The organism is Pseudomonas brassicae (assembly GCF_010671725.1).
In the GTDB taxonomy this organism is placed as follows: Bacteria; Pseudomonadota; Gammaproteobacteria; order Pseudomonadales; family Pseudomonadaceae; genus Aquipseudomonas; species Aquipseudomonas brassicae.
Window position 1 is genome coordinate 1 of sequence record NZ_JAAHBU010000397.1, and the last position, 10,483, is coordinate 10,483.

The 10,483-nt window shown below is 65.5% G+C and carries 10 protein-coding genes and 1 pseudogene; 4 read left to right on the forward strand and 7 right to left on the reverse strand.

The genetic code is table 11. From position 1 onward, the window contains the following. The 4 genes from G3436_RS22625 to G3436_RS22640 all read right to left on the reverse strand — a co-directional run. Positions 1-1,228 (reverse strand): TonB-dependent siderophore receptor (locus G3436_RS22625; RefSeq protein ID WP_163949695.1); only part of this gene is annotated, 1,228 nt, incomplete at its 3' end. 97 nt (positions 1,229-1,325) lie between these two features. Further along, positions 1,326-2,291: a FecR domain-containing protein gene (locus tag G3436_RS22630; RefSeq protein ID WP_163949698.1), complete on the reverse strand. Its 966-nt coding sequence runs from the start codon at positions 2,289-2,291 to the stop codon at positions 1,326-1,328. Continuing rightward, positions 2,288-2,803 carry a sigma-70 family RNA polymerase sigma factor gene (locus G3436_RS22635; RefSeq protein WP_338001306.1) on the reverse strand — a complete coding sequence of 172 codons (516 nt, stop codon included), beginning with the start codon at positions 2,801-2,803 and terminating at the stop codon, positions 2,288-2,290. The genes G3436_RS22630 and G3436_RS22635 overlap by 4 nt, the downstream gene beginning before the upstream one ends. A gap of 68 nt (positions 2,804-2,871) precedes the next feature. Then, entirely contained in the window at positions 2,872-3,897 is a 1,026-nt protein-coding gene (locus G3436_RS22640) for a GGDEF domain-containing protein (RefSeq protein WP_163949703.1), read from the reverse strand. Positions 3,898-4,202: 305 nt separating this feature from the next. Here G3436_RS22640 and G3436_RS22645 point away from each other — a divergent pair, with 305 nt between their 5' ends. Next, on the forward strand, positions 4,203-4,682 hold the full coding sequence (locus tag G3436_RS22645) for a VOC family protein (RefSeq protein ID WP_163949705.1): 480 nt from the start codon (positions 4,203-4,205) through the stop codon (positions 4,680-4,682). Here the strand turns inward: G3436_RS22645 and G3436_RS22650 are convergent. Genes G3436_RS22650 through G3436_RS22660 form a run of 3 tightly spaced genes read right to left on the reverse strand, consistent with a single transcriptional unit; the run spans position 4,679 to position 8,373 of the window. After that, entirely contained in the window at positions 4,679-5,701 is a 1,023-nt protein-coding gene (locus G3436_RS22650; RefSeq protein ID WP_163949707.1) for a DUF2955 domain-containing protein, read from the reverse strand. The two genes, G3436_RS22645 and G3436_RS22650, sit on opposite strands and share 4 nt — an antisense overlap. Next, positions 5,691-6,827 carry an HlyD family secretion protein gene (locus G3436_RS22655; protein ID WP_163949710.1) on the reverse strand — a complete coding sequence of 379 codons (1,137 nt, stop codon included), beginning with the start codon at positions 6,825-6,827 and terminating at the stop codon, positions 5,691-5,693. Before G3436_RS22655 ends, G3436_RS22650 begins: the two co-directional genes overlap by 11 nt. After that, complete coding sequence (locus tag G3436_RS22660; protein ID WP_163949712.1) at positions 6,820-8,373, reverse strand: efflux transporter outer membrane subunit; 1,554 nt, start codon at positions 8,371-8,373, stop codon at positions 6,820-6,822. Before G3436_RS22660 ends, G3436_RS22655 begins: the two co-directional genes overlap by 8 nt. Positions 8,374-8,494: 121 nt before the next feature. On the opposite strand from G3436_RS22660, the gene G3436_RS22665 reads away from it, so the two are divergent. From G3436_RS22665 to G3436_RS22675, 3 genes and pseudogenes are all read left to right on the forward strand, one after another. Continuing rightward, positions 8,495-9,019: a transporter suffix domain-containing protein gene (locus tag G3436_RS22665; RefSeq protein WP_163949714.1), complete on the forward strand. Its 525-nt coding sequence runs from the start codon at positions 8,495-8,497 to the stop codon at positions 9,017-9,019. 105 nt (positions 9,020-9,124) lie between these two features. Next, positions 9,125-10,099: a quinone oxidoreductase family protein gene (locus G3436_RS22670; protein WP_163949717.1), complete on the forward strand. Its 975-nt coding sequence runs from the start codon at positions 9,125-9,127 to the stop codon at positions 10,097-10,099. Positions 10,100-10,128: 29 nt separating this feature from the next. After that, a pseudogene (locus tag G3436_RS22675) lies at positions 10,129-10,483 on the forward strand (LysR family transcriptional regulator); the annotation flags it as partial.

Sequence of the window (10,483 nt, forward strand, 5' to 3'; positions counted from 1 at the left end):
CCCCCAGGTGCAGGCGCCAGTCATTGGCCAAGTGCTGGTCGAGTTCGACGAACACGCTCGTGTTCTCCACGTCCTGATGCGACCAGCTGTAGCCGAACGTTTTGGAACGCGAGAAACCCACGTGGCTGCCGTCGGGGTTGACCGGCAGGCCGCCCCAGTTGATGTTGTTATTGTCGTTCTGGTTGGACGCGCCCACGCTCAGGGTCGTGCTGTCGGTGAGGTCGAACTCGCTGATGGCGTAGAACACGCCACGCTCGCGCCCGGCGTAATCCTGGTAGCTGTCCCTGTCGTTGTAGGCGCCGACCATGCGGCCGCGCACCGTGCCGCCCTGGTTCAGCGGGCCGGACACATCCAGCTCGCTGCGGTAGTTGTCCCAGCTACCGGCGCTGCCGGTAACGCTGGCCTGAAACTCGCGCGTAGGGCGCTTGCGCACCATGTTGATGGCGGCCGACGGGTTGCCGGCGCCTTGCATCATGCCGGTGGCGCCGCGCACCACTTCGACACGGTCGTACGGGGCCAGGTCAGCGCTGGCAACCCAGTCGGCGTTGTAGGTGGTGGGCAGGCCGTCGAACATCAGGTTGGTGATCGGGAAGCCACGCGCGAAGAACTCGCTGTTGGCCGGGCGCGAGGCCGACAGGCGCAGGCCTGGGGTGGCCTGTACCACATCGTCGAGGCTGCGCATGCCCTGGTCGTCCATGCGCTGGCGGGTGATCACCGTCACCGACTGCGGCGTTTCGCGCAGCGACAAGGGCAGCTTGGTGGCGGTCTGCATGGCGCCGGTGGTGTAGGAGCCGCTGTGCTCGGTGGTCGCCCCCAGGCCCTGGCCACTGATGGTGGTCGCCCCCAGCTCCAGGGCGCCAGTGTCTTGGCCTCGGGCGACCAACAGGTAGTTGCCACTGACGGTGCGGGTTACTGCCAGGCCACTGCCGGCCAGCAAACGGTCCAGGCCGTCCTGCAGCGCATAGTCACCGCGCAGTGCCGGGGCGCGCTTGCCCTGCACCAGCGCCGGGTCGAAGGGCAGGCTGATACCGGCCACCTGGGCAAAACTGTTGAGCGAGTCTTCCAGCGGCCCGGCCGCCAGCGCGTAGTGACGGCTGGCGGCTTGCTCTGCCTGCGCCGCGATACTGGCCAGCGACACGCTGGTGACACCGCCCAGCAACACACTGCGCAGCGCAAGCGCGAGGACATTGTGCGGCAGGGGTCGGGAAGGAAGGGAAACAGAGGGCATGAACGGCGAGCTCCTTTCGAATGACGGTAGGTATTGCCTGTCTGTCGAAGGGCGCGGAAAAACCCGTAAAAGTTTTTGAGATATTTTCTCATCAGCCTCAACGGGCGACGATGCGTGCCCACAACGGCGTGAAGCGCTCCACCCGCACCGGTAGCGAATCGCTCAGGGCGCTCAGGGCCTGGTCGATATCATCGAGCTGGAATACGCCGGACACCTCCAGGTGCGCGATGGCCGGGTCGCAGCGCAGCCAGCCGTGGCGATAGCGCGCCAGCTCGGCGCTGAGGTCGCGCAGCTGCATGCGCTTGGCCACCAACTGCCCGCGTGCCCAGGCGCTGGCGTTGCGCGGGCTGGCTTCGACACGCTGGCTGGCGTTGGCATCGATCAGGTACTCCTCCCCGGCGCCGACCCGTACTGGCTCGCCCTTGCCTTCAATGGCTACCACACCGTCCTCGACTCGCAGGCGCGTGCCGTGCGCTTCGTCACGCACCGCAAAGGCCGTTCCGATGGCCTGCAACTGCGCGTGCCGGGTGCTGACCCAGAAGCTGCGCCGCCCGCCGGGCGCGGCGCTGTCCTTGCCGGTATCGATGAAGATTTCGCCGCTGCGCAGCACGATCAGCCGGCGCTGCGCGGTGAACTGCACGTCTACCGCACTGGCGGTGTTCAGGTGCAGGCGGGTGCCATCGTCCAGCAGGAACTGGCGGCGTTCGCCCACTGCAGTGGCATAGTCCGCGCCCCAGGGCAGCAGGGCGCTGTCGCGCAGCGACCAGCCGGCCATGCCACTGGCGAGCAGCCCCACCCCCAGCAGCTTGAGCGCATGGCGCCGGCTGTGACGCCCGTCTTGCAGGCCTTGCAGCGTATCCAGCGCCACGCTGCCGGGCAGGGCAGCCAGGCCCTGGAAGGTGGCGTCGCTTTTGTGCAGCGCTTGCCAGGCCAGCTCATGTAGCGCGTCTGCCTCGCGCCAGCGTTGGCAGGCCTCCAGCAGTTGCGGGTTGGCGCCGTTGGACTCGATGTCGAGCAGGTTGTCTGGCAGTTCTGGCAGGCCTGGCAATGATGGCGGGTTCATCGCTGGGCCAGATAGCAATGGCGAATGGCGCTGGCCATGTATTTCTCTACCGAACTGAGGCTGACCGCCAGGCGCGCGGCGATCTCCTTGTAGCTCAGGCCCTCCAGGCGCGACAGCAGAAAGGCCATGCGCACCTTGGGCGGCAGGCTGCTGAGCAGGTCGTCTACCCGGGCCAGGGTTTCCAGCAGAATCAATTGCGACTCTGGCGACGGCACCTCGGCTTCGGGCAGGTGCGCGATGGCTTGCAGGTACGCCCGCTCGATCCGCTGGCGGCGCACGCGATCCACCAGCAGCCCGTGGGCCACCGTGCTAAGCCAGGCGCGTGGCTGACGCAGTGCTCGCAATTGTTCCGGCTTGCCGAGGATATGCACGAAGATGTCGTGGGCCAGGTCTGCCGCGTTGTCGCCGTGGCGCAGGCGCTGGCGCAACCAGCCGAGCAACCAGGCGTGATGGTTGATGTACAGCGCGCGAACATCGGCGTGGGGGACGGGAGCAGTAGGTGGCGACGACACGGAAAGCCTCAGCCTGATAGCCAGGTGCATTTGAGAATTTGTCGCATCCTAGTGCCAGTGGATGGTAGTCAGCAAGGGGGCGTGTGGGATGAGCGCGCCGGGCCGGGTTTTGGCGGGGTCGCAGACGCACAACAGGGGAGGGTGATTAGCGTTGCAACGGCCGGGGGCGGTACAGCCGCCCAATGCGTGGCCTCACACCAGAACAATCCTGTCTTTGCCCAGGCTTTTGGCGGCATACAGGCGCCGTCCGCGCGCTGGAGCGTGTTTTCGTATGAGCGGTCTTGCGCCACCATCGCGGTAACCCCAATGCTCGCCGTGACGACGCTACCTTCCACTGAAAACCGGCTTAGCTCGGTCCTGAAGCGCTCATGCAAACGCTTGGCGAGCTGCATCGCCTGTTCACGCCCGGTATTGGGCAACGCCACCACAAACTCGTCGCCGCCCAGGCGGCATGCGAAATCAGTGGCGCGCAGCGCTGAACGACAAATGTCGGCAACCGCCTGGATGATCTCATCCCCGGCGTGGTGCCCCCTGGTGTCATTGATCGTCTTGAGATTGTCCAGATCAAACATGAAGATGGACGTTGGCACGCCGTATCGTTCCCATGATTCGTAGTGCAGCGTCAGGTCATGCTCGAGCTTTCTGCGGTTGAAAAGGCCGGTCAACTGATCGGTGTCGCTTAGCTCCCGCAGCCTGACTTCCAGAGCGTGCCGTTCAGAAATATTACTCGCGACCCAGAGCACGACCTCTTCATCGTCCACCCGAAAGCTCAGGGCCTGGATGCGCCCTTCGAACCAGATCGGTTCCTGGGGACCTTCATCGGGCAGACCTTTTACATCCCTGTTGCTGAGTTCGTACTCTTGGACCAGCAGTTTTTTGGATTCCAGCGCCCTGGCAATCTGTTCAAGAAACCAGTCGGCCTTTTCAGGCTTGATCAAATCTGCAATGTAGAGACCGACAAGCCCGGAACCGTCGTGGTAGTAGCGTGCATCTCGGCCGCCGAATACCTCAACGTATCTACCGCTGCGGGACAGGATAAATGCGGGGTCCGGCAAGGCATCAAGAATCAACGCCATCTGTTCAATACTGATCATGAAGCACTTCTTCCGGGCCGTTTGATGAAGGCGTAAGGGTGACCAACAATACCATTGCGCCATCAGTTGCAGGAAAGCACGCGGCACATGCCGGGTGATGTCACACCTGGGCAATAGCAGGCGGTTGCCGCATCAGGTTTGTGCCTGTGGACACCCGCTTCTGGCCGGCAGGCCCGGTAGACGCCAGCTTTGCTGCGACCCGGCAAGCAGCACCAGCAAAACCGACACCCGCTGTGTACCTGATGCACCCCCACCCACCACCGCGACTAAACTGCTCACGTGTGTCCTTTCCCTGGAGAGCCACGATGATCAGCAAGAACACGATTTGTCTCTGGTACCACGGCACCGCCCTGGACGCCGCCACCTTCTACGCCCACACCTTCCCCGACAGCTCGGTCGACGCTGTCCATACCGCCCCAGCCGACTACCCCTCCGGCAAACAGGGCGACGTACTCACTGTCGAGTTCACTGTCATGGGGATCCCGTGCCTGGGCCTCAACGGCGGCCCGATCTTCCAGCACAGCGAGGCCTTCTCGTTCCAGGTGGCCACCGACGACCAGGCTGAAACCGATCGCCTGTGGCACGCCATCGTCAGCAACGGGGGCGAAGCAAGCGTGTGCGGCTGGTGCCGCGACAAGTGGGGCCTGTCCTGGCAGATCACGCCACGCGCACTGACCGCCGCCATCACCCACCCAGACCCCGCTGCCGCCAAGCGCGCCTTCGAGGCAATGATGAACATGGGCAAGATCGATATCGCAACGATCCAGGCCGCCCGGGACGGCTAGCCAGCTGTACCCCTAAGCGACGCCGGTGTATGCCGCTCCAGTAACGCCACCATCAACCAGGCGTACAGCGTCACCAGGATGAAAAGCCCCATGCGCAGCGCAAACGCGGTGTACACATCCTTGCCCGCAGCACTGTCCTGGACCGACTGGCCCAGCAAAATCAGCAGGGTGATCAGGCTGTTGAGCCAGAACCCCGGCGACAGCCGCGTGGGGCTGAGGCGGTACATCTTGTGTGCAATCACCAGGCCGAACAGCAGCGTCCACAGAAAGAACATCCACAGGTGCACGAACACGCCCAACGCAAACCAGAACGCAATCGCCAGCACGCCACCGCACAAGGTCGAGCCCAGCAGCTCACGCCCGGCATGATGGGCAGAGCGGGGGGCCTGTTGGCCAAGGCTGACCGCCTTGAGGATGATCGGCAGATAACTGGCCGGGTCGATCAGTGCCAGCAGGAACGTCGGCATCACGATCAAGGTGGCGCGCAATGCGGCCCACGCGACACTCCCCGGCGAAGCACGAGCAGGCGGCGCAGGGCTGGCCGCCGACTCCGGGAACACCCCGTGACTGAATGCCACGGCAACCACCGCAAGCCCCAGGCCTTTGGCCAGGGCGGCGCCGACGGTGGCGGCCAAGGCAAAACTGGTGACACCCGCTGCAGGAATCATGGTCAGGCCAATCACCAGAAAGGTGACGATCAGCACGTTGCCGCCGCGCAGCCCAACCCCGAACACCACGAACAGGCAGGTACCGATCAGCAGCACGCCCACCAGCGGGTAGTACCGCAGCACCGGGATCAGCAGCAACCCGAGCCCCGTCGTCAGCAGCGCGACCAGGGCCAGGGCCACACCGGCCTTGAGCGTCAGCGGCTGGTTGAGCGCCGCCAGCAACAGCAGCGCCAGCACCGGCGCGATAAAGGGCACCTCCAGCCCCAGGCCGAAGCTGGCCGCCAGGCTCAGTGCCGTGCCGGTGGCACAGCGCAGGCTGCGCTGTGCGCCCGGCAAGCGCTCAGTAGGCATACGACAGCCAGCTCATCACGCGCACGAACGCGCGCCCCAGCAGGTTGAGCACGCTGCTCTGGGAGGCAAACGCCATGATCTCGGCTTGCCCGCCGGCACGGATCGCACCACTTTCGCGCAACCGCTGCAGCGAGGTGGCAGACAATTCGATGATCACCGGAAAGCGCTGGGCCGGGCGCAGCCAGTCGCGGCTGTTCTGCACGCTGGGCAAGGTGCCGGGCGCGGTCGGCGGCCCCACGCTGATACCGTAGCCCACACTGCGCACATGGCCGCTGAGTACCTCGCCGGGCAGCGCATCGAGAATGATCGCCACCGGCGTGTGCGGCTTGACCAGCGCCAGGTTGTTCTCGGTCAGGTCGGCGCTGATCCATACGTCATGCAGGGCGATCAAGGTCATGACGCCAGCGCCTGCCGCAGCGAACTGCCCCGCGTCGGTACGCAGGTCGGTGATCAGCCCGGAGGAGCGGGCCCGGATGCGCGTGTTGGCAAGGTCCAGCCGGGCCTTGGAAAGCGCCGCGCCAGCACTGCGCAATGTCGCGTTGTCGACCTCGCTGCCACCTTCCTGCTCCCGTGCACGCTGGACTTCGGCACGCGCTGCCGCCACCTGGCTGACGGCGTGCTCAAGGCTGGCCCGGGACACCTCCAGCAGGCGCACGGAGATGGTCCCAGGGTCCTGGCGATACAGCCCTTCGAGGCGGCGGTTGTCCTGGCGCGCCTTGAGTTCATTGGCCTGCGCGGCCCGTAACGAGGCTTGCGCCGAGGCGATACCTGCCGTGCCGGCGGCGATCTGCCGGCGGGTCGACTCAAGGTCTGCATGGGCACGTTCGACGGCAATCTGGTAGGGCTGGGGGTCCACCTCGAACAGCACCTCGCCTGCACTGACCAGTTGGTTGTTGCGTACGTTCACCCGCACCACCCGGCCCGCCACTTCCGAGGCCACCGGCACCACAAAGGCGCCCACGCGTGCCTGCTGGGTATAGGGCGTGAAACGGTCGGCCAGCAGGTACCAGGCCAGGCTCACCGCCAACAGCAGCAGTACCCAGCGAATGCCGTTGCGGGCGGGGTCGGCGGCCGGCGGTGTTGCGCGCGGCGCAGGGGCGGGCGTACCTTCGGGGGCTTCACTCATGGTCGCTTACCGTGCTGGAAAGGGGCTGGGCAGGCTGTGCTGCGGCGGGTTCATCGAGCAGCTCACCCCAGTCGACGCGGTGCTGCATGGCGTCGCGGCTGGCGCGGCTCACCCTGGGCTGGGCGCTGTACCAACCGCCGCCCAGGGCTTTGTACAAGGCAATCAGGTTGCTGGCAGCGTCGTTGCGCGCCAGCAGGTAGTTGTCTTGCTGGTCGAGCAGGGCGCGCTGGGCATCCAGCACGCGTTGAAAGTCGCAATAGCCTTCGCGGTACTGGGCGCTGGCCAGCACCAGTGAACGCTTGGCGGCTTCCTGGGCCTGGGCCAGGATCCGTTCGCGCGCCAGCGCCTCGACCAGGCCATAGGCGGCGTCGTCTGCCTCGCGTGCAGCCTGGCGCACCTTGTCGCGGTAGGCTTCGATCAACTGCTGCAGGCGGGCGTCCTGCACGCGCACGTTGTTGCGGATCTGGCCATGGTCGAACAGGTTCCAGCGCACACTTGGGCCACCAATGCGGTCCAGGCTGTTGGGCGTGCCCCGCAGCGAGTCGGTCGACCAGACGATGCTGCCCAGCAGCGATATCGACGGGTAGAAGTCGCTGAGGGCCACGCCAATCAGCGCCGACTGCGAAGCGGCCTCCAGTTCGGCGGCACGAATGTCGGGGCGGCGTGCCAGCAGCTTGGCCGGTACTTCCTGCAGCACCACCCGGTCAACCAGTGGAATGACCCCGTCATAGCCGTCCAACATCGGCAGTTCAGCGGGCGCTAGCCCGACCAGCACGGCCAGCGCATTGCGGCTGCGTCGTACGCTGGCACGCAGGCTGGGGATGAGGCTCAAGGTGCCCAGGTACTGGGTTCTGGCCTGCTGCAGGTCGAGCTCGGCGGTTTGCCCGCTGCTGAACAACTGCTGCGTGATTTCGAAGTTGCGCTGTTGCTGGGCCGCATTTTCAGTCGCGACCCGCAGGCGGGCTTCAGTGGTGCGCAGCGTGAAATAGGTAAGTGCCACCTCGGCGCGCAGCAACACCAGCACATCTTCATAGTTGGCCTGCGCGGAAAAGTAGCTGGCATCTGCCGACTCGATGGCACGGCTGAAACGGCCCCAGAAATCCAGCTCCCAGCCCACGTCGAAGCCGGCGCTGTATTGCCAGAAATGACGGTCCTGGGGGGTGTTGCCGCCCGATTGGGTGCGGTCGAAGTAGAGCGCGTCGGCGCTGGCCTGCTGCACCTGCGGGTAGCGCGCGCTGTTGGCGATACCCAGCTGGGCGCGCGCCTGCATCACGCGCAGCCCGGCGATTTCAAGGCTGGCGTTATGCGCGTCGGCTTGTGCGATCAGCGCTTCCAGTACCGGGTCGGCAAACACCTTCCACCACGCACGCAGGTCCGGCGATGCAGCGTACCGGCTGGCCTGTTCGATAGCCGGGCTTTGCCAGTGTTCCATCCACGCTTGCCCAGGGCGTTGAAAGTCGGGCCCCACGCGCATGCACCCGCCCAGGCCGCACAGGCTGAGCAGCAATAACCGACCCAGTGCAAGCGTGACTGTACGTGGGCGCATCACAGGCGTTCTTCGTGGAGGTTCAACGAAGCGTAGCCTTGCGCTGCCCGAGTGCAATTCGAACGCCGCGCATAGGCTTTGCTACGCTTTTGAGGTTGCATACAACAGAGGCGGGGTCACGATGAACCATGACGATGTTGCCAACGCTCACCCCACCAGTTGGCGGCTCAAGGTGGGTATCGCCATTATCTGCCTGATGGCCGCCTCGTGGCTGTCCCTGCCGGTGCTGGCCAGTGCAGGTGTGCCGGGGTCAAGGATCGCCGCCCTCACCGGTATTCTGTTCATCAGCAACAAGATCCTGTTGCTTGTGGTGATCGCGGTGATGGGCAAGTCCGGCTTCCAGCAGCTCAAAGGCAAGCTCTTCGGGTATGTCAGCGCGATGGCGCCACGCAGCGATAGCGAGGTAGGGCCGGCGCGGCACGCGCTGGGCGTGGTCATGTTCTGTCTACCCATCCTCAGCTCTTTTCTTGAACCCTATGTCGACAGCATCTGGCCGGGCGCGCGCCCTGGCCTGTGGCAGTTGCAGGTGCTGGGCGACCTGTTGTTCGTGGGCAGTTTTTTTGTGCTGGGCGGTAATTTCTGGGACAAGGTGCGGGCTCTGTTCATCCGCACTGCACGGGTAGTGAACGCAGACCTCGACCGGTAATTGCTGCATGAGGTGCAGATATGTTCGGCATCAAGGCCATATTGCGGGCTGATGCTGCACTAATTAGGCTCTGCGGACACCTTAAATTCCGTGAGCGCCTACACCATGATCACTACCGTCCAGCTCAATGCCTACGGCACCTCTGCGGCCCTGCAGGTCGTCGCGTCCACCCCGCGGGTACCGGGTCGCGGCCAGGTCTGGCTTGAACAGGCCGCCATCGGCGTCAACCCACTGGACATCAACCAGCGCAAAGGCGTGGTGCCGATTGCGCTGCCGTCGGCATTGGGCCTTGAAGGCGCAGGCACGGTGGTCGCCATCGGCCCCGAGGTGACCAACGTGGTGCCAGGCGACCGCGTTGCCTATGCCACCGGCCCGCAGGGGGCCTACGCCAGTGCCCGGCTGTACCCGGCCAACCGGCTGGTCAAGCTGCCCGACAGCCTCACGTTCGAAGACGCTGCCGCCACGCTGTTCAAGGGCATCACCGCGCAGTACCTGCTCAAGGCCAGCTACCCGGTCGGCGCTGGCAGCCGCGTGCTGATCTACGGTGCGGCCGGCGCCGTCGGCCAGTTGATGGTGCCGTGGGCCAAGCACCTGGGCGCCTATGTGATCGGTGTGGTGTCCCGGCCACAGAGCGTCGAACGGGCCAAGGCCGCGGGTTGCGATGCGGTGCTGGTGTTCGATGCGGCCACGCTGGCCGCCCAGGTGCACGACCTCACGCAAGGGCACAAGGTCGACGTGGTCTACGACTCGATCGGCCGCGTGAGCTTCGACGCATCACTGGACAGCCTGCGCGCGCGCGGCACGCTGGTGTCGTTCGGCGCCAGCAGCGGTGCACCGGCCGCCGTGGAGATCGGTACGTTGAACGCCAAGGGCTCGCTGTTCCTCACCCGGCCTTCGCTGGCGGCCCATACCGCCAGCGCCGAGGAGTATCAGCAGCGCGCGCAGGATGTGCTGGACGCGCTGGCGGCAGGTATCATCCGGGCGCAGGTCTGGCGCCGCTATCCGCTTGCCGACGTGGCCCTGGCCCATGACGACATCGAACAGGGCCGCTCACAGGGGGCGGTCGTGCTGATCCCCTGATACCCCCTGCTGAGAGGCTGAACGATACGATGGACCCCTTCGACAGCCGACAGGCCGATGAACTCGCCACGCTGCTGGCGCTGCATGAACACGCTTCGTTCGCCGCTGCCGGGCGTGTGCTGCAACGGCACGCCTCGGTGCTGTCCAAGCGCCTGGCAGCACTGGAGCAGCGCCTGGGCGTTCGCCTGGTCGAACGCACCACCCGCCAGTTGCGTTTCACCGACCAAGGCACGCGGCTGGTGGAGCGGCTGCAGCACGCGGCCAGCCTGATCAGCGCCGCCGAACTCGAAGCCTGCAACGGCGCAGCGCAAGTACGCGGCCGCCTGCGGGTGGCGTGCCGGGCGCCATGGGGCGGCGCTGGCTGAGCCCGTTGGTGGCCAGCTT